The following is a 17,568-nucleotide window of genomic DNA, read 5'->3' as shown; positions in this document are numbered from 1 at the left end:
AATCGGTGAAAAAAGTTTTGTTGAGCTGTTTGAGTGCGGGCCTGCTGGCCTTGTCGGGTATCGCGGTTCCTGCGCAGGCGGCCGGTTCGGCGCCGCAGCAGCCTTGCGTGGCCTGCGGCCTGCCGGATTTCACCGGGCTGGTGGAGAAGGCCGGACCTTCCGTGGTGAATATCCGCACCTACAAGAAGGTGCCCGTGGGCAGCGGCGACCAGATGGACGAGCAGACCCGCGAACTGCTTCGGCGGTTTTTTGGGGTGCCCATTCCCGCGCCCGATAGCCCGAAGGGGGGCAAGAACGGCCCGCAGAATGAAGAGGAAGAGCGTCCCACGGGCGTGGGCTCGGGCTTCATCGTCAGCCCGGACGGCTACATCATGACCAACGCCCATGTCGTGGACGGCGCAGACGAGATCATGGTCACGCTGACCGATAAGCGCGAGTTCAAGGCCAAGCTCATCGGCGCCGACAAACGCACCGACGTGGCGCTGGTGAAGATCGATGCCAAGCAAGCGCTGCCCGCCGTGCACATCGGCGATTCCTCCAAAGTCAAGGTGGGCGAGTGGGTGGTGGCCATCGGTTCGCCATTCGGGCTCGAAAACACGGTGACGGCGGGCATCGTCAGCGCCAAGGGGCGCGATACCGGCGATTACACCCCGTTCATTCAGACTGACGTGGCGGTCAATCCGGGCAACTCCGGCGGCCCGCTGATCGATATGCGCGGCAACGTCATCGGCATCAATTCGCAGATCTACAGCCGTACCGGCGGCTTCATGGGCATCTCCTTTGCCATCCCCATCGATGAAGCCATGCGCGTGGTCGAGCAGCTCAAGAAGCAGGGCTATGTGGTGCGCGGCAAGATCGGGGTGCAGATCGACAGCGTGAGCCGCGATCTGGCCGAGTCGCTCGGGCTGGGGCAGGCGCGGGGTGCTTTGGTGCGTGTCGTCGAGAAGGGCGGCGCGGCGGACAAGGCCGGTGTACAGGTGGGCGACATCGTCACCAGCTTCAACGGCAAGCCGGTGGAGCGGGCCAACGATCTGCCGCGTCTGGTGGGCGAAACCAAGCCTGACGCCACCGTGCCCATGCAGGTGCTGCGCATGGGCAAGACCCTGACGCTCAACGTCAAGGTGGGCGAATGGGTGATGGACAAGAAGCCCGGCGCCAAGCCGGCCGAGGAGCAAAAGCCCGAAGCCGTGAGCAAGGCCAATGCGCTGGGGGTGAAAGTCATCGACCTCAATGATGCCCAAAAGCGCCAGCTCGGCGTGAGCAGCGGCGTGCTGGTCGAGGCTGTGCGCGAGGGCGCTGCACGCGACGGTCTGCGCGTGGGTGATGTGGTGCTGGCGGTGGGCAACACTGCGGTCAGCAGTGCCACCCAGTTCAATGCCATCAGCGCGCAACTGCCCGTTGGCAAGCAGGTGGCGGTGCTGGTGCGGCGCGGAGAATCGGGTCTGTACGTCCTGATCAGGCCGCAGAACTGAGGCGATCAACAGGGCGGAACGCGGCATCAGGCCGGGTCTCGCCCCCGGGTTAGAATGATCGCCCAACAAGCATCAGCAGTTGCCAAATCGATTTGTTGGAAGGCGCGTCACGCTTGTCGCGCCTTTTTTCTTGTTCATCCCCGTGTTTCCGTCTGATCCGCAGGGCGCGAAGCGGTCGCCCCAGTGGACTATTGCATGAATCATATTCGTAATTTTTCAATCATTGCCCATATTGATCACGGCAAATCTACGCTTGCTGACCGCATTATTCAGCGGTGTGGGGGCTTGTCCGACCGGGAAATGGAGGCGCAGGTGCTCGATTCGATGGACATCGAACGCGAGCGCGGCATCACCATCAAGGCGCAGACCGCGGCGCTGCAATACCTCGCGAGGGACGGGAAAACCTATAACCTCAATCTGATCGATACCCCAGGGCATGTCGACTTCAGTTACGAAGTCAGCCGTTCGCTCTCCGCCTGCGAAGGTGCGCTCTTGGTGGTCGATGCCAGTCAGGGGGTCGAAGCGCAGACCGTGGCGAATTGCTACACCGCGCTCGACCTGGGCGTGGAAGTGGTGCCCGTGCTCAACAAGATGGATCTGCCGCAGGCCGACCCCGAGCAGGCCAAGGCAGAAATCGAGGAAGTCATCGGCATCGATGCGACGGACGCCATCCCCTGCAGCGCCAAGACCGGCATGGGTATCGACGACATTCTCGAGGCCGTGATTACGCGCATGCCGCCGCCCAAGGGTGTGGTGGACGCGCCGCTGCGCGCGATGATCATCGACTCGTGGTTCGATACCTATGTCGGCGTGGTCATGCTGGTGCGCGTGGTCGATGGCAGTCTGAAGAAGGGCGAGCGTTTCAAGATGATGGCCACGCACGCGGTCTACAACGCCGAGCAGTTGGGGGTGTTTTCTCCCAAAGCGGTGCAGCGCGAGGTGCTCAACGCGGGCGAGGTGGGCTTCATCATCGCGGGCATCAAGGAGTTGCAGGCCGCCAAGGTCGGTGACACCATCACCCTCGAAAAAAAGCTGCCCAACAATCTCGGACCGGCAGCCGAGGCGCTGCCCGGTTTCAAGGAAATTCAGCCGCAGGTGTTCGCCGGTCTCTACCCCACCGAGGCGAGCGAATACGACCAGTTGCGCGACGCGCTGGAAAAGCTCAAGCTCAATGACGCAGCCCTGCGTTATGAGCCCGAAGTGAGCCAGGCGCTGGGTTTCGGCTTTCGCTGTGGCTTTCTAGGCCTGCTGCACATGGAGATCGTGCAGGAGCGACTGGAGCGCGAGTTCGACCAGGATCTCATCACCACCGCACCCTCGGTGGTCTATCAGGTCATGCTGGCCAATGGCGAGGTGATCGAGGTCGAGAATCCGTCGAAAATGCCCGACCAGGGGCGAATTGCCGAAATCCGCGAGCCCATCGTCACCGTGCATCTCTACATGCCGCAAGATTATGTCGGCCCGGTGATGACCCTGGCCAACCAGAAGCGCGGCATGCAGCTCAATATGGCCTATCACGGTCGCCAGGTGATGCTCACCTACGACATGCCGCTGGCCGAGATCGTGCTCGACTTTTTCGACAAGCTCAAAAGCGTATCGCGGGGTTATGCCTCGATGGACTATGAGTTCAAGGAGTACCGCGCCGCCGATGTGGTGAAGGTTGACATGCTGATCAACGGCGACCGGGTGGACGCGCTGTCCATCATCGTGCACCGTGCTCAGAGCCAGTATCGCGGCCGTCAGGTGGCGGCCAAGATGCGCGAGATCATTCCGCGCCAGATGTACGACGTCGCCATCCAGGCGGCCATCGGGGCCAACATCATCGCGCGTGAGACAATCAAGGCCCTGCGCAAGAACGTGCTTGCGAAGTGCTACGGGGGGGACATTTCCCGCAAACGCAAACTGCTGGAAAAGCAGAAGGCGGGTAAAAAACGCATGAAGCAGATCGGCTCTGTCGAAGTGCCACAAGAAGCCTTTCTCGCGATCCTGCAAGTCGAAGACTGATCCACTCCCCAAAAAATATCCCGTATGGAAACTGCGCCCAGCGTCAACTTCACCCTATTGCTGTTCATTCTTCTGGTCATCACCGGCGTGTTCTGGTTTGCCGAGCGCTGGTATTTCGCGCCGCAACGCAGGCGCGCGGCGAAGTCGGCCGTGGCGCAGTTGGAAGAGCGTCGCAGCGCTCTCCAAAAACAGGGTCTGGCCGCAGACGGCGCCGTGGCCAGCGATGCCGACATCGAAGCGGCGCGCGAACGGGTGCAGCGTCAGCCGTGGTGGCTGGAGTGGACGGCCGGGCTGTTCCCGGTCATTCTGGTGGTGTTTTTGCTGCGCTCCTTTGTGGCCGAGCCCTTCAAGATTCCGTCGGGCTCCATGGAGCCGACGCTGGTGCCGGGCGACCTGATTCTGGTGAATAAATTCGAGTACGGTCTGCGCCTGCCGCTGCTCGATACACGCCTCACTCCGGGCGCGCTGCCGCAGCGCGGCGATGTGATCGTGTTCCGTTTGCCCAAAGATCCGAAGATCGATTACATCAAGCGCATCGTCGGGCTGCCGGGCGATACGGTGTCATACGAAAACAAGCAGCTGGTGATCAACGGCAAGCCGGTGCAGGAAACGCCTTTGCCCGATTATTTCGATCCCGGCACCATGACGTACTACAAGCAGTACATGGAAAAGCTCGGCACGCACGATCACCGCATCATGATCAATCCGATGGCGCCGCCCTATGTCATCGGCGGGCCTGAGAGTTTTCCGCACCGCGACATGTGTCACTACAACGCCGAAGGCTTTGTCTGCAAGGTGCCGGCCGGCAACTATTTCGTCATGGGCGACAACCGCGATAACTCGCTGGATTCACGTTATTGGGGTTTCGTGCCTGAACGCAATATCATCGGCAAAGCCTTTGTGGTGTGGATGAATTTCAGCGCACCGAAAAACATTGGGCTGATTCATTGATCATCATTGCCGAATGGAGAAATCGGGGCCAATATGAAGCAGCATGACAAGCAGCGTGGCATCACCCTGATCGGGTTGATTTTCTGGGGCGCCATCCTCGCGTTCATCGTGGTCATTGGCGCGCAGGCCGTACCTACCGCCACGGAATATTTCGCCATTCAGAAGGCGGTCGATCAGGCGGCCAAGGCCGGGCCGACCGTGGCCGATATTCGTTCGGCCTATTCCAAAATGGCCGATGTCGATTACATCTCCTCCGTCACGGCGCAGGATCTCGACATCACCAAGGTGAATGACAAAGTGGTGATCTCCTTTGCCTACAACAAGGAAATTCACATTGCCGGGCCGGTGTTCTTGCTGATCAAGTACGCCGGTCATTCCCATTGATTCCACTGATTCCCGGGTGAGCACGGCACTGGAAACGCGGCTGGGCTACGTCTTCCGCGATCGCAAACTGTTTGAGCGGGCGCTGACGCATCGCAGCTTTGGCGCGGATCACAACGAGCGCCTGGAATTTCTGGGCGATTCGGTGCTCAACCTCTCGGCCGCCGCCTGGCTGTATCACCAGGCGGCGCGGCAAGACGAGGGGCAACTCTCCCGCCTGCGCGCGGCGCTGGTGCGGGCCGAGGCGCTGGCGGAAGTCGGGCGGGCGATCGATCTGGGGCGGTTTCTCAGACTGGGTGAGGGCGAACTGCAGAGCGGGGGCGCCCAGCGCGAATCTATTCTGGCGGATACGGTAGAGGCGCTACTTGGCGCGATCTACCTCGAAGCCGGCTTCGACACGGCGCAAGAGGTGATGCGCCGCCTGTTCACCCCACTCATGGATACGCTGGACGCCGACGTCGTCCGCAAGGATGCGAAGACGCAACTGCAGGAGTTTCTGCAAGGCCAGCGTCTGCCTTTGCCCAGCTATGCCGTGCTCGACGTGCGCGGAGCCGCGCACCAGCAGCAATTCAAGGTGGAGTGCGCCGTCGCGGCACTCGGACTGAAAGTCGAGGGCGAGGGCGACAGCCGCCGCCGCGCCGAACAAGACGCCGCCACGCGCATGATCGAGCGCATTGGACGAGGCGGCACAAAACCCGTGCGCCGTGGCAACCGGCCCGTGTGGGTGGATGAGCGCGGGCAAGCCGTTCAGTCCAGCCATGCGCCTGATGCGGCGCAGCCTGCGCTGGCGCACAATCAACAGCGTCGTGCGCCCGTGCGGCGACCGCCTAAAACTCTCAAATCGCCATGACCTCATCGCCCCCGGATTCGCCGCGCCGTTTCGGCACTGTGGCCATTGTCGGCCGTCCCAATGTGGGCAAATCCACTCTGCTCAATGCGCTGGTGGGCGCCAAAGTGAGCATCACCTCGCACAAGGCGCAGACCACGCGGCACCGCATCCTCGGGGTGACCACGCACGGAGCTTCGCAGTTCGCTTTTGTCGATACGCCAGGCTTCCAGACCCAGCATATGCACGCCCTCAACCGGGCGATGAACCGCACTGTCACCGGCGCTTTGAGCGAGGTCGATCTGGTGCTCTGGGTGCTAGAGGCGGGCAAGATTCTTCCGCAGGATCGCACCGTGCTTGAGGTCTTGCCCGACGACCGGCCGGTGATCGCCGTGGTCAACAAACTTGACCGCATCACCCCGCGCGAAAAGCTGCTGCCCTGGCTGGCCGAACTGGGGCAGCTGCGCAAGTTTGCCGAGATCGTGCCGATGTCGGCGCAAAAAAAAGCCGATGCCCCCCGGCTGCTGTCCATCATGGAGCCCTACCTGCATGAAGGTGAGTGGGGCTATGAACAAGACGCCCTCACCGACCGCAGCGAGCGCTTCCTTGCCGCAGAGATTCTGCGGGAAAAGCTGTTCCGTCTGACCGGCGACGAATTGCCCTACACCAGCACCGTGGTCATTGAGCAGTTCGCCCAGGAAGGCGATCTGCGCCGCATTTCCGCGGCCATCATCGTCGATCGGGATGGACACAAGGCCATGGTGATCGGCGCTGGGGGCGAGCGCCTCAAGCGCATCTCCACCGAAGCGCGGCAGGACATGCAGGTCTTGTTCGACGGCCCGGTTTTTCTGGAGGTCTGGGTCAAGACCCGTTCGGGCTGGGCCGACGACCAGGCCGCCGTGCGCGCCTTCGGCTATGAGGACTGAGCTGGGCGTCGAACCGGTTACCGTGCGACCCGCACCGCGTGCTCCCAGGCGCGGCGTCTCGGTGGAGCGCGTGCAGGAAGAGCCCATCTACGTCCTGCACAGCTACCCGTGGAAGGAAACCAGCCTGCTGCTCGACGTGTTCAGCCGACGCCATGGCCGCTTGGCGCTGGTGGCCAAGGGCGCCAAGCGACCGACTTCCGCGCTGCGCGCCGTGCTGCTGGGTTTTCAGCCCTGCCACGCCAGTTGGAGCGGCCGCGGCGAGGTGCGCACCCTGACCCGGGCCGAATGGGCGGGCGGGCTGGCGCCGCTGTCGGGCCTGCCCCTGCTTTGCGGTTTTTATTTCAACGAACTGCTCGTGCGTCTGCTGGCTCGCGAAGATGCTCACGAAGGTCTGTTCGACGCGTATCACGCCGGCATTGCCGCGCTGGCGCAACGTCCCCATGCGACGGCGGGCGAACTGGAGCCGGTGCTGCGCAGCTTTGAGTTTTCGCTGTTGCGCGAGCTGGGTTTTTTGCCCGACCTGCACCTCGAAGGGGCGACCTCCGAGCCCGTGCTGCCCGATGCGTTTTACCGGGTCGACCCGGATCATGGCGTGTCGGCCTGCTCCGCTTCAGATGTGTTGGCGGTGCGCGGCGAGGTGTTGCTGGCGCTGCGCGACGGCCCGCCGGCAGAGAGCGATGTTGCACTGGCGCGGGCTGCAAAGACGCTGATGCGCAGCCTGCTTCACTATCATCTTTCGGGACAGATGCTGCGCACCCGCCAGCTGCTTATTGATCTCCACAAGTTATGAACCCAATGGCTTGCCCCCCTGATGCTGCGCCGCTGCTCGGGGTGAATATCGACCACGTCGCCACGTTGCGTAACGCGCGCGGAGGCAGTTTTCCCGATCCCGTGCTGGCGGCGCAGCAGGCGGTCGAAGCCGGGGCGGACATCATCACCTTCCACCTGCGCGAAGACCGTCGCCACATCCGCGATGCCGATGTTGAGCGGCTCAAGACCACCCTTTCGGCGCCGCTGAATTTCGAGTCTGCGCTCGCCCCGGAGATGCTCGACATCATCTGCCGAGTGCGCCCGCAAATGGTCTGCCTGGTGCCCGAGCGTCGGCAGGAAGTGACTACCGAGGGCGGGCTGGATGTAGCGGGGCAGTTCGACCGCGTGCGCGAGGCCTGCGCCCGTCTGGCCGATTGCGGCTGCCGCGTTTCCCTGTTCATCGAGCCCAGCATCCGGCAGATCGAGGCCAGCGCCCGGGCTGGTGCGCCCTGCATCGAACTGCATACCGGCGCTTACGCCAACGCTTTCGATGCAGCAGACGAAGCTGCACGGCAGCGCGAATTCGATCGCATCGTCGCGGGCCTGAAGCTGGGCCGCAGCCTGGGCCTGCAGACCAACGCGGGCCACGGCCTGAGCCTGCAGAGCACGCCGGCCATTGCCGCACTGCCTGAAGTGAGCGAGCTGCACATCGGCCATGCGCTCATCGGCCATGCGGTGTTCGTCGGGCTGAAGCAATCGGTGCGTGACTTTCAGGCGGTGATCGCGCGCGCGGTAGCAACGCACTCATGAGGAAACGCACGGCCGCCCGAAGTTTCCTCATCCCCCTTGGGGGGCCTGACGCGCAGCGGCAGGTCTGGGGGCGCTCATGATCTACGGCATCGGCACCGATGTCTGCTCCATCGCGCGCATGGACGCCGCGGTGCAGCGCAACGGCGACCGTTTCGCGCAACGGGTGCTCGGCGGCGGCGAGCTGGCCGAGTATGAGCGCCGTATGTCCAAGGTGCGCCAGCGCGGCATCAACTACCTGGCCACGCGGTTTGCCGCCAAGGAAGCGTTCTCCAAATCCATCGGCCTGGGCATTCACAGCCCCATGCGCTGGCGCGATTGCGAGATTCTCAAGCTCCCCAGTGGGCAGCCGATCATCGTGCTGCATGACGCGCTCAAAGACTGGTGCGCGGCCCGTTCGCTGCGGTTTCTGGTCTCGGTGTCCGATGAGGCCGATACCGCGCTGGCCATGGTTGTGGCCGAAGTGACTCGGTGAGGCGAAGACATGCAACTGCTGATGCACTCCCCCTTGATCCTCGATGTGGCCGGGCTGCAACTCGGCGCCGCCGACCGAAAGCGCCTGCGCAATCCGCTGGTGGGCGGCGTGGTGCTGTTTGCGCGCAACTGGGAGAGCCGCGGACAGCTCTCGGCGCTGTGCGCACAAATCAAGGCGGTACGCCCTGATCTGCTGATCGCGGTTGATCACGAGGGCGGGCGGGTACAGCGCTTTCGCACCGATGGCTTCACGGCACTTCCGGCGATGCGCGAGCTAGGGACGCATTGGATGGTCGATGCCCCAGGCGCCATGCGGCGTGCGGCGGCGTGCGGTTTCGTGCTGGCTTCGGAGCTGCGGGCTTGCGGGGTCGATTTCAGCTTCACGCCTGTGCTCGATCTCGATTGGGGCGGCTCCAGCGTAATCGGTGATCGCGCGTTTCACGCCGATGCGCGGGTAGTGACGGTGCTGGCGCAAAGCCTGATGCTGGGTCTGGCGCGTGCGGGCATGGCGCATTGCGCCAAGCATTTCCCCGGCCACGGCTATGTGCGTGCCGACACGCATCTGGCCGTGGCGCGAGACACGCGCACCCTCGACGCCATTCTGGGTGCCGATGCCGCGCCTTATCAATGGCTGGCGCCTGGGCTGCGCGCGGTCATGCCGGCGCATGTGATCTACCCCGAGGTGGATGCGCTGCCCGCAGGTTTCAGCCCCGTATGGCTGCGGGACGTGCTGCGCGAGCGCATCGGCTTTACCGGCGCGATACTCAGCGACGATCTCGGCATGGCCGCGGCGCGGGCCGAAGGCCAAAGCCTCAGCCAGGCTGCGCTGCAGGGTTTGCAGGCCGGATGCGACGCCATGCTGGTGTGCAACCAGAGCGCGGCCGATAACGGCCGACCGCTCGACGTGCTGCTGCGCGAACTCGATCAGGCGCTGGAGCGTGGGCAGTGGACGCCCGATGCCCGCAGCGCCCAGCGTCGCTTCGACCTGCTGCCCACCCAGCCGCCCGTGCAATGGGACGAGCTCATGGTGAGCGACAGCTACCGGGCGGCGCTCGACGACGTTTTCAACCTGCCAAACCCGGCGGGCCAGAAATAACCGTCAGGGGTAGAACAGCACCAGCTTGTAACCCGACGGAGCGGCGCCGTCGACTTCGAGGCGCAGCAGCAATTGCACCTGCTGACCCGCGGCCAGGCCCGCTGTCAGGGTGCGATGAGTGGCCTGCGCTTCGGGGAGGTACTGCGCGGCTTGCACCACTTTGCGTTGCAGGGTCATGTCCTGCGCATTGGTCAGGGTCAGTTCCAGCGCGGGCCAGGCCACGGCGCGGTCGGACCGGTTGCGCAGCAGCACGCTGAGTTGCAAGCCGTTGTCGGCCGGGCTGAGCGTGGAGGAGTCGATGACCAGGGCATCGAGGTCGCGCGGAGCGCTCAGTTTGCAGCCGCTGGTCATCTGGCAGAGTTGTTGCAGCCAGGGGCGGCTGTTCGGGTATTGCTGCGCCAGGGTGTCGCGCCAGGTCAGCGCGGCCTGAGCGGCGAGTACCAGAAGGAGGAGCAGGCTGATGACGGCCAGCGCCGCGCGCACAGGCGTGCCGCTCCAGAAGGCCTGGCGGCGGGCCTTGCGGATAAATTCGGGCTCTGCTTCCACCGGCTTTGCGGCGAGTGCGGGTGCGTTTTGCGGGCGGTCTTCGCTCTCGAACTGATAGTTGAGTGCGTCGTTCAGGTTGAACTCGGACAGCGGTGGGGCGTCGGGGTCGAGGGCTGCTTGGGAGGCCGAGATCTCGGCCGCTACAAGACCATCTTCGGGTAACAGGTCATCGGGCCATTCTGCGGGCGTGAACGCCTCGTCAGGTTCGACCTGTTCGTCGTGCTCCAGTTCCGGCTCTGGTTCTTGTTCGGCGGGAGTCCGGGGCGCCAGATCGTAGGCCTGAACCGTCAGTGGCAGAAAACCTTGATAAGTCGGCTGATCGAGTGGAATGTTGCTCCAGCGCAGGCCTGCCGTCACAGGCACGGTGCTTGCCTGCGGCTCGGGCGGCGCTTCGGGCAGCGGCGATGGTTCTGCTGCGGCCTGGGGCTCGGCGGCGGGGACGGCAGGTGGCGCCGGGGTGAGATCGATCAGATGATCGAGGGCGTTGAACGGTTCGCCGCAATGGCCGCAGCGCACCCAGCCTTCGCGCAGCAAGAGCTGGTCGCGCACCACCTTGAAGGCGGTCTGGCAGTGGGGGCAGCGGGTGGCCTGTGCCATGCGCTGTTCAGGGGTGGGCGCGGCCCGCGAGGCAGACCCAGCCATCGAGCGTCTTGTCGATGTGCAGCGCGCCATAGGGTGCGTAGGCGGCGATGAGTTCTTCGGCCTGCCGGTCGAGTATGCCGCTGAGCACGAGCCAGCCACCGGGTTTCACATGCGCGGCAATCGCGGGCGCCAGCAGTTTGAGCGGCGCAGACAGGATATTGGCGACGACGATGTCGAATCGCGCATCAGCCACCTTGTCGGGCAGGCCGGCCTGCACGGTGACGTCATTGGCCGCGGCGTTGGCTTCGGTGGCCAGCACCGCGTCGGGATCGATGTCCACGCCGACCACGGGGTCGGCGCCGAATTTGGCCGCGGCGATGGCCAGAATGCCCGAACCACAACCGTAATCGAGCACGCTGAGTTGCCTTGGCGATTGACGCGCCAGCCACTCCAGACAAAGCCGCGTGGTGGGGTGGGTGCCGGTGCCGAAGGCCAGCCCGGGGTCGAGACGGATGATGGGCGCCTCGACAGTGGGCGGCTCATGCCAGCTCGGCACGATCCACAGTGCGTCGGCAATCGACACGGGCTGGAACTGAGATTGCGTCAGCCGCACCCAGTCCTGATCTTCCACCGTGGACTGTTGCACGTCTTGCAGATCGGGCAGGATGTCTTCGGCGAGCAGGGTGGCCAGCGCCGCATCGGCCTGAGCTTCGCTGGCGAAAAGCACGCGTAGCAGCGACTGCGCCCAGGCGCCTTTGGGCGGCGGCATGCCCGGCTCGCCGTACAAGGCCTGCTCTTGCGCCGTATCGCCGAAACGGTCTTCGACGCTCACGCTCAAAGCGCCGAGTTCCATCAGGGCATCGGAGAGGGCGTCGGCCTGCTCTTCGCTGACAGGGAGGGTGACTTCGCGGTAGGTCATGGCGGATTTGTTCACACCCTCTCAGGCGGGATGCCGCGCGGCGAGGTATTCCTCGAGGTAGTGGATGCTGGTGCCGCCTTCGATGAAGCGGGCATCCACCATGAGTTCGCGGTGCAGCGGGATGTTCGTCAGAATGCCGTCCACCACCATTTCCGACAGGGCAATGCGCATGCGCGCAATCGCCTGCTCGCGCGTGGCGCCATGCACGATGATCTTGCCAATCATCGAGTCATAGTTGGGCGGCACGAAGTAGTTGGCATAGGCGTGAGAATCGACCCGAACGCCCGGGCCGCCCGGGGTGTGCCACATGGTGATGCGCCCGGGCGACGGGGTGAACTTGTAGGGGTCTTCGGCGTTGATGCGGCACTCGATGGCATGGCCGTTGAACTGCACGCCGCGCTGGCGCACGGTCAGCTTCTCGCCCGCGGCGATGCGGATCTGCTCGACCACGATGTCGATGCCGGTGATGAGTTCGGTGACGGGGTGCTCGACCTGCACGCGGGTGTTCATCTCGATGAAGTAGAACTCGCCGTTTTCATACAGAAACTCGAAGGTGCCCGCACCGCGATAGCCGATTTTTTTGCAGGCGTCCGCGCAGCGTGCGCCAATACGCTCGATCAGCCGCCGCGGAATGCCGGGGGCCGGCGCTTCTTCGAGAATCTTCTGGTGGCGGCGCTGCATTGAGCAATCGCGCTCGCCCAGCCACAGCGCGTTGCCGTGAGTATCGGCCAGCACCTGGATTTCAATATGCCGCGGCTGGAGCAGAAACTTCTCCATATAGACCGCCGGGTTGCCGAACGCCGCCCCCGCCTCGCTGCGCGTCATGGTCACTGCATTGATCAGCGCGGCTTCGGTGTGCACCACGCGCATGCCGCGCCCGCCCCCGCCGCCCGCCGCCTTGATGATGACCGGATAGCCGATCGAGCGGGCGATGCGGGTGATCTCGCGCGGATCGTCGGGCAGCGCGCCCTCCGAGCCAGGCACGCAGGGCACGCCCGAACGGATCATGGCCTGCTTGGCGCTGACCTTGTCGCCCATCAGACGAATGGAGTCGGGGCGCGGGCCGATGAAGGCGAAGCCGGATTTCTCCACCCGCTCGGCGAAATCAGCGTTCTCCGACAGAAAGCCGTAACCGGGGTGAATCGCCTCGGCATCGGTCACTTCGGCAGCGGAAATGATGGCTGGCATATGCAGATAGCTCTGCGCCGAGGGCGCCGGGCCGATGCACACGGCCTCGTCGGCCAGCCTTACATACTTGGCTTCGCGATCAGCTTCTGAATAGACCACCACGGTCTGGATGCCCAGTTCGCGACAGGCACGCTGCACCCGGAGAGCGATTTCGCCACGGTTGGCGATAAGGATTTTTTTGAACATGCGCGTTGTCCGTTCAATGACAGGGAAGGGCGGGAGCGCCCGTTGAGCGCAGGAGCCGTGGCCAGGAGCGGCGCTTAAGCGCGCTTCGCCACTGCCAGGGCTTGCTCCCCTGAGGGAGTCTAAAAACCGGAAGCGGCCCTGCGCGCTCCTGAGAAAACCATTACTCGATCACGAACAACGGCTGGCCGAATTCGACGGCTTGGCCGTTTTCGCCCAGCACGGACTTGATCACGCCGTCTTTGTCGCATTCGATTTCGTTGAGAATTTTCATCGCCTCGATGATGCACAGCGTCTGGCCGACCTTTACCGTGTCGCCCACGTCAACGAACGGCGCCGCTCCAGGAGAAGAAGAGCGGTAGAACGTGCCGACCATCGGCGACTTCAGCACATGCCCTTGCGCCTCCGGGGCGGGGGCAGCTTCGGCGGCGGATACTTGGGCATGAGCGGGCATGGCCTGAGGCGCGGCGTATTGCATCGGGGCCTGAGATGCAAACTGAGATCCCAACTGAGCGGGCATCTGCGCGTATTGAATGATGGGCTGCGGCTGCGCCTTGACGATTCTGACCGTGCCTTCGGCTTCCGTGATCTCCAGCTCGGAGACGTTGGAATCGGAGACTAGGTCGATCAAAGTCTTGAGTTTGCGTAAATCCATGATCTGTCGTTAAGTCGCTGATAAGTGTCGCATTAGACCATCAATTTTTACGATTCCCAAGATCGACTACGGCGTGGCGCAAGGCCAGGGTGTAGCCGTGCGCGCCACAACCGCTGATGACGGCCGTGGCCAGATCGGAAAAGTAGGAGTGATGGCGGAACGGTTCGCGGCGGTACACATTGCTCAGATGCACTTCGATGAAGGGCAGATCGGTGGCCGCGATGGCGTCCCGCAGGGCAACGCTGGTGTGGGTGTAGGCGGCAGGGTTGATGATGATGTAGCGCGTGCCGTCCAGACGTGCCGCATGCAGCCGGTCGATCAGGGCGCCCTCGTGATTGCTCTGGAAAGTCTGCACCTCCACCCCCAGGTCGGCGGCAAGGGTTTGCAGCGACTGATTGATATCGTCCAGCGTGGCCGCGCCATAAATGTGTGGCTCACGCTGTCCCAGCAGGTTGAGGTTGGGACCGTGAAGAACAAGGATGCGCGACAAGGTCATGGAAGGGCGATTGAACCGGGTGTGAGATGAACGGGGTGGATGGCTGGTGCGGGCGCTCAATGATCGGAGGGTACGGCTTCTTTCAACTCGTCGAGAGAGGTTTTTCCCAGCTTTTGAAACACCACGTCGCCTTTGCCATCGAGCACCACGGTGAATGGCAGGCCCCCCTGCTTATTGCCCAGGCTGGTGCTTAGAGCGATGCCATTCATGCCGCCCAGCAGGATGGGGTAGCTCACCGGATGTTCTTTCAGGAAGTTGCGTACCGCCGTGGGGTTGTCGAGCGCAATGCCGACCATCTCTATGTCTTTGTCTTTGTTCTGCTGGTAAAACTCCGAAAAATCGGGCATTTCTGCGATGCAAGGCGGGCACCAGCTTGCCCAGAAATTGATCACCAGCGGCTTGCCGCGGTATTGCGACAGATCGATGGATTTTCCCTGCAGATCGTCGAGTTTGTCAGCGAAAAAAGACTTGACCGCATTGTTTTCAACCGCAATGGGCACGCTGCGTTCGCGCTGAAACCAGGCATTGCCGAGCACCGCGACGATGAGAAGGATGATGGCGGCAGAAATCCAGATATTGACTTTGTTCATGGGGCTGTGGCGTAGCAATCAGACTGCTCGCATTGTGCATGGCTGGAGAAAAGCCTCAGAGTATCGGGTTTTCCCCATCGTCGGCGGAGGCGCTCAGGAGTTGTCTGAGCGCACGCAGCGTGCCTCTGGGTGTGCGCCCCTGCGCATCAGGCAGCAGGGCGCCGCGCACGTCTTTGTCCGGGTAGAGGCTCAGGTGGGCGAGCGTGGCTTGACGGTCGTGCGGGGGCCAGTGCAGGGTGAGTTGTTCGACACGGCCGCGCCCGGCGTAGTGCGGGGCTTCGCTGACCTGGAAAACGATGCCGTGATCGATGCAGTGAATCTCCACGCCCTTGCTGTCGTCGGTGAATAGCAGCACGTGCAGGTCGGAGTGTTCGTTGGCGGTGCCGTGCCAGACAGCCCCAGCCAGATGCGGATTGAACGCCGCAAACGCTTCCATCAGCGTCAGCGCGGCGCGGCGCAGCTGCAGCAACTGCGCGGGTTGGGTGTCGGCATGAAACAGGGCGAGTTCTTCGCGTACCTGCTGCTCGATCTCATCGTTGCTGGGCAGCAGATCGTGCGCCACGCGTTCGCCCAGCAGGCGCTTGGCGGCCTTGCGCTTGGCTGTGCCGTAGTCCAGACCGTCTTCGACGATCAGCCGCGCGGCCAGCACGGCGAGTTCAGCGCGCAGGGAGTCCATCGGAATATGGTAGCGGCGACCGACTGGCACAATGGGCGTCTTTCCTCAACAAACGCTACGCATGGCCGTCCTCTCCGTTTCAGATTTATCGCTCGCTTTCGGCCATGTGGCCCTGCTCGATCATGCCGCCATGGCGCTGGAGGTGGGCGAGCGGGTGGGCCTGATCGGCCGCAACGGCACCGGAAAGTCATCCCTGCTGCGCATTCTGGCCGGGCTGGAGCCGCCCGACGATGGCCTGGTGCAAGTGCAGCAGGGTCTGCGCCGGGTGTATGTGCCGCAGGAAGCGGATTTTTCTGCCGAAGCCAGCGTGTTCAATGTGGTGAGCGAAGGTGTGGCCGAAGCCCGCGCCCTGCGCGACCGTTTCGAGCAGCACGCGCCCGAAGACGACCTCGACGCCCTGCAGACCCGCATCGAACTGCTCGACGGCTGGAACTGGGAGACGCGTGTCGAACAAACCCTGCAACGTCTGCAACTCGATGGCACGACGCTCGTGGGCAGTCTGTCCGGCGGGATGCAAAAGCGCGTAGCGCTGGCGCAGGCGCTGGTGGCGGCGCCCGACGTGCTGCTGCTCGACGAGCCGACCAATCACCTCGATCTCGATGCCATCGCCTGGCTGGAAGAACTGCTCACCGGTTTTCGTGGCAGCCTGATTCTCATCACCCACGACCGGGCGTTTCTCGACGATGTGGCCACCCGCATTGTCGAACTTGATCGCGGTACGTTGCGCAGTTATCCCGGCAATTTCGCCGCTTATGAGGCGCGTAAGGAGCAGGAGCTGGCCGATGAGTCGGTGATGAACGCCCGCGCCGACAAGCTTCTGGCGCAGGAAGAAGTGTGGATACGCAAAGGGGTGGAGGCGCGGCGGACCCGCAGCGTGAGCCGCATCAACCGCCTGGAGGCGCTGCGCAGCCAACGCGCGGCGCGGCGCGATTCGCTCGGGCGGGTCAAGCTCGATGTGGATGGCGGTCAGTCCAGCGGCAAGATCGTGGCCGAGTTGCAAGGCGTCAACAAGGCCTATGGCGACCGGGTGCTGGTGCGCGATTTTTCCGCCACCATTCTGCGTGGCGACAAGGTCGGCCTCATCGGGCCCAACGGCGCGGGCAAGACCACGCTGCTCAAGCTCATTCTGGGCGAGATCGAAGCCGATAGCGGCGTCGTGCGGCAGGGGACGCGCTTGCAGATCGCCTATTTCGATCAGATGCGCGCCGTGCTCAACCCCGACGCCACCCTGGCCGACACCATCAGCCCCGGCAGCGAATGGGTGGAGGTGGCCGGACAGCGCAAGCATGTGATGAGTTATCTGGGCGATTTTCTGTTCTCGCCCGCGCGGGCCAACTCGCCAGTCAAGTCGCTCTCCGGCGGCGAGCGCAACCGTCTGCTGCTGGCTAGGTTGTTCGCCCGCCCGGCCAATGTGCTGGTGCTCGACGAGCCGACCAACGACCTCGACATCGACACGCTGGAACTGCTGGAGCAGTTGCTGCAAGACTTTCCCGGCACCGTGTTTCTGGTCAGCCACGACCGACGTTTTCTCGACAATGTGGTCACCAGCACGATTGTGAGCGAGGCTGCGCCGGAAGATCCCGGTCGTTGGCGCGAATACGAAGGCGGCGTCTCCGACTGGCTCACCCAATCGCAGCGTGCCCGTGCGTTGCAGGCGCAGCTGAATAAATCGGCCGCAGGCGGGGCGGACAAGCGCGGCGCGGCGCAGACCAAATCGGCTCAGGCGGAGCCGTCCATTCCCCACGCACCGGCCAAGCGCAAGCTGAGCTACAAGGAACAGCGCGAGCTGCAGGAACTGCCCGGCCGCATAGCCGCCCTGGAGGCGGAGCAGAAATCGCTTTCCGATCAACTGGCCGACCCGGCGAGTTATACCTCTGCCACGATGCGTATCAGCGAGATGCAGGAACGTTACGCGCAGATCGACGAAGAACTGCTCCACGCCCTGGAACGCTGGGAAGTGCTCGATGGCAAGTGAGAGCGCCCCCAGACCTGCCGCTGCGCGTCAGGCCCCCCGAGGGGGGATGAGAAAACTTGGGGCGGCCCGGC

18 protein-coding genes are annotated in these 17,568 nt (G+C 63.6%); 11 read left to right on the top strand and 7 right to left on the bottom strand.

Annotated features, from left to right (window positions below):
• The first annotated feature begins 5 nt into the window (after nucleotides 1-5).
• The 10 genes from AC2VLV_RS09910 to nagZ all read left to right on the top strand — a co-directional run bounded on the left by AC2VLV_RS09910 (nucleotide 6) and on the right by nagZ (nucleotide 9,687).
• Nucleotides 6-1,472 (top strand): DegQ family serine endoprotease, encoded by a 1,467-nt coding sequence (locus tag AC2VLV_RS09910; RefSeq protein ID WP_486989823.1) that lies wholly within the window; start codon nucleotides 6-8, stop codon nucleotides 1,470-1,472.
• A 195-nt stretch (nucleotides 1,473-1,667) separates the two neighbouring features.
• Entirely contained in the window at nucleotides 1,668-3,476 is a 1,809-nt protein-coding gene (lepA, locus tag AC2VLV_RS09905; RefSeq protein ID WP_486989819.1) for a translation elongation factor 4, read from the top strand.
• A 24-nt stretch (nucleotides 3,477-3,500) separates the two neighbouring features.
• On the top strand, nucleotides 3,501-4,427 hold the full coding sequence (lepB, locus tag AC2VLV_RS09900; protein ID WP_486989818.1) for a signal peptidase I: 927 nt from the start codon (nucleotides 3,501-3,503) through the stop codon (nucleotides 4,425-4,427).
• Nucleotides 4,428-4,460: 33 nt separating this feature from the next.
• A complete protein-coding gene (locus tag AC2VLV_RS09895) occupies nucleotides 4,461-4,811 on the top strand; it encodes a DUF4845 domain-containing protein (protein ID WP_276707213.1) in 351 nt (116 codons plus the stop codon).
• Between the two features lie 16 nt (nucleotides 4,812-4,827).
• Nucleotides 4,828-5,658 (top strand): ribonuclease III, encoded by an 831-nt coding sequence (gene rnc / locus AC2VLV_RS09890; protein ID WP_486989817.1) that lies wholly within the window; start codon nucleotides 4,828-4,830, stop codon nucleotides 5,656-5,658.
• Nucleotides 5,655-6,560, top strand: a complete 906-nt coding sequence (gene era, locus AC2VLV_RS09885) for a GTPase Era (RefSeq protein WP_486989816.1) — start codon at nucleotides 5,655-5,657, stop codon at nucleotides 6,558-6,560. Before rnc ends, era begins: the two co-directional genes overlap by 4 nt.
• Nucleotides 6,561-6,582: 22 nt before the next feature.
• Entirely contained in the window at nucleotides 6,583-7,350 is a 768-nt protein-coding gene (recO, locus tag AC2VLV_RS09880) for a DNA repair protein RecO (RefSeq protein WP_486989815.1), read from the top strand.
• A gap of 5 nt (nucleotides 7,351-7,355) precedes the next feature.
• Nucleotides 7,356-8,120 carry a pyridoxine 5'-phosphate synthase gene (locus AC2VLV_RS09875; RefSeq protein ID WP_486989814.1) on the top strand — a complete coding sequence of 255 codons (765 nt, stop codon included), beginning with the start codon at nucleotides 7,356-7,358 and terminating at the stop codon, nucleotides 8,118-8,120.
• Between the two features lie 76 nt (nucleotides 8,121-8,196).
• Complete coding sequence (acpS, locus tag AC2VLV_RS09870) at nucleotides 8,197-8,592, top strand: holo-ACP synthase (RefSeq protein ID WP_486989813.1); 396 nt, start codon at nucleotides 8,197-8,199, stop codon at nucleotides 8,590-8,592.
• Between the two features lie 9 nt (nucleotides 8,593-8,601).
• The gene (gene nagZ, locus AC2VLV_RS09865; protein WP_486989812.1) at nucleotides 8,602-9,687 is read left to right on the top strand and encodes a beta-N-acetylhexosaminidase; all 1,086 of its coding nucleotides are present in this window, start codon (nucleotides 8,602-8,604) and stop codon (nucleotides 9,685-9,687) included.
• Between the two features lie 3 nt (nucleotides 9,688-9,690).
• On the opposite strand, the gene AC2VLV_RS09860 is transcribed toward nagZ, so the two are convergent.
• From AC2VLV_RS09860 to AC2VLV_RS09830, 7 genes are all read right to left on the bottom strand, one after another.
• Nucleotides 9,691-10,830: a zinc-ribbon and DUF3426 domain-containing protein gene (locus AC2VLV_RS09860; RefSeq protein ID WP_486989811.1), complete on the bottom strand. Its 1,140-nt coding sequence runs from the start codon at nucleotides 10,828-10,830 to the stop codon at nucleotides 9,691-9,693.
• Nucleotides 10,831-10,837: 7 nt separating this feature from the next.
• Nucleotides 10,838-11,734 carry a 50S ribosomal protein L11 methyltransferase gene (gene prmA / locus AC2VLV_RS09855; RefSeq protein WP_486989822.1) on the bottom strand — a complete coding sequence of 299 codons (897 nt, stop codon included), beginning with the start codon at nucleotides 11,732-11,734 and terminating at the stop codon, nucleotides 10,838-10,840.
• A 21-nt stretch (nucleotides 11,735-11,755) separates the two neighbouring features.
• On the bottom strand, nucleotides 11,756-13,108 hold the full coding sequence (gene accC, locus AC2VLV_RS09850; RefSeq protein WP_486989810.1) for an acetyl-CoA carboxylase biotin carboxylase subunit: 1,353 nt from the start codon (nucleotides 13,106-13,108) through the stop codon (nucleotides 11,756-11,758).
• 160 nt (nucleotides 13,109-13,268) lie between these two features.
• A complete protein-coding gene (gene accB, locus AC2VLV_RS09845; RefSeq protein WP_486989809.1) occupies nucleotides 13,269-13,760 on the bottom strand; it encodes an acetyl-CoA carboxylase biotin carboxyl carrier protein in 492 nt (163 codons plus the stop codon).
• Nucleotides 13,761-13,800: 40 nt separating this feature from the next.
• A complete protein-coding gene (gene aroQ / locus AC2VLV_RS09840) occupies nucleotides 13,801-14,256 on the bottom strand; it encodes a type II 3-dehydroquinate dehydratase (RefSeq protein ID WP_486989808.1) in 456 nt (151 codons plus the stop codon).
• Between the two features lie 56 nt (nucleotides 14,257-14,312).
• Entirely contained in the window at nucleotides 14,313-14,846 is a 534-nt protein-coding gene (locus AC2VLV_RS09835; RefSeq protein ID WP_486989807.1) for a TlpA disulfide reductase family protein, read from the bottom strand.
• A 55-nt stretch (nucleotides 14,847-14,901) separates the two neighbouring features.
• The gene (locus tag AC2VLV_RS09830; RefSeq protein WP_486989806.1) at nucleotides 14,902-15,522 is read right to left on the bottom strand and encodes a hypothetical protein; all 621 of its coding nucleotides are present in this window, start codon (nucleotides 15,520-15,522) and stop codon (nucleotides 14,902-14,904) included.
• Between the two features lie 130 nt (nucleotides 15,523-15,652).
• Between AC2VLV_RS09830 and AC2VLV_RS09825 the strand changes: the two genes are divergently transcribed.
• The gene (locus AC2VLV_RS09825) at nucleotides 15,653-17,497 is read left to right on the top strand and encodes an ATP-binding cassette domain-containing protein (RefSeq protein ID WP_486989821.1); all 1,845 of its coding nucleotides are present in this window, start codon (nucleotides 15,653-15,655) and stop codon (nucleotides 17,495-17,497) included.
• Nucleotides 17,498-17,568 lie beyond the last annotated feature (71 nt).

This window comes from Thiomonas sp. TH-17, assembly GCF_057473305.1.
This window is presented reverse-complemented; position numbering and strand designations above follow the sequence as displayed.

Bases quoted from the DNA above. Each gene is read 5' to 3' on its own strand.
- lepA (WP_486989819.1), top strand. From the start codon at position 1,668: ATGAATCATATTCGTAATTTTTCAATCATTGCCCATATTGATCACGGC.
- lepB (WP_486989818.1), top strand. From the start codon at position 3,501: ATGGAAACTGCGCCCAGCGTCAACTTCACCCTATTGCTGTTCATTCTT.
- AC2VLV_RS09895 (WP_276707213.1), top strand. From the start codon at position 4,461: ATGAAGCAGCATGACAAGCAGCGTGGCATCACCCTGATCGGGTTGATT.
- era (WP_486989816.1), top strand. From the start codon at position 5,655: ATGACCTCATCGCCCCCGGATTCGCCGCGCCGTTTCGGCACTGTGGCC.
- AC2VLV_RS09875 (WP_486989814.1), top strand. From the start codon at position 7,356: ATGGCTTGCCCCCCTGATGCTGCGCCGCTGCTCGGGGTGAATATCGAC.
- acpS (WP_486989813.1), top strand. From the start codon at position 8,197: ATGATCTACGGCATCGGCACCGATGTCTGCTCCATCGCGCGCATGGAC.
- nagZ (WP_486989812.1), top strand. From the start codon at position 8,602: ATGCAACTGCTGATGCACTCCCCCTTGATCCTCGATGTGGCCGGGCTG.
- AC2VLV_RS09860 (WP_486989811.1), bottom strand. From the start codon at position 10,830: ATGGCACAGGCCACCCGCTGCCCCCACTGCCAGACCGCCTTCAAGGTG.
- prmA (WP_486989822.1), bottom strand. From the start codon at position 11,734: ATGACCTACCGCGAAGTCACCCTCCCTGTCAGCGAAGAGCAGGCCGAC.
- accC (WP_486989810.1), bottom strand. From the start codon at position 13,108: ATGTTCAAAAAAATCCTTATCGCCAACCGTGGCGAAATCGCTCTCCGG.
- accB (WP_486989809.1), bottom strand. From the start codon at position 13,760: ATGGATTTACGCAAACTCAAGACTTTGATCGACCTAGTCTCCGATTCC.
- aroQ (WP_486989808.1), bottom strand. From the start codon at position 14,256: ATGACCTTGTCGCGCATCCTTGTTCTTCACGGTCCCAACCTCAACCTG.
- AC2VLV_RS09835 (WP_486989807.1), bottom strand. From the start codon at position 14,846: ATGAACAAAGTCAATATCTGGATTTCTGCCGCCATCATCCTTCTCATC.
- AC2VLV_RS09830 (WP_486989806.1), bottom strand. From the start codon at position 15,522: ATGGACTCCCTGCGCGCTGAACTCGCCGTGCTGGCCGCGCGGCTGATC.
- AC2VLV_RS09825 (WP_486989821.1), top strand. From the start codon at position 15,653: ATGGCGCTGGAGGTGGGCGAGCGGGTGGGCCTGATCGGCCGCAACGGC.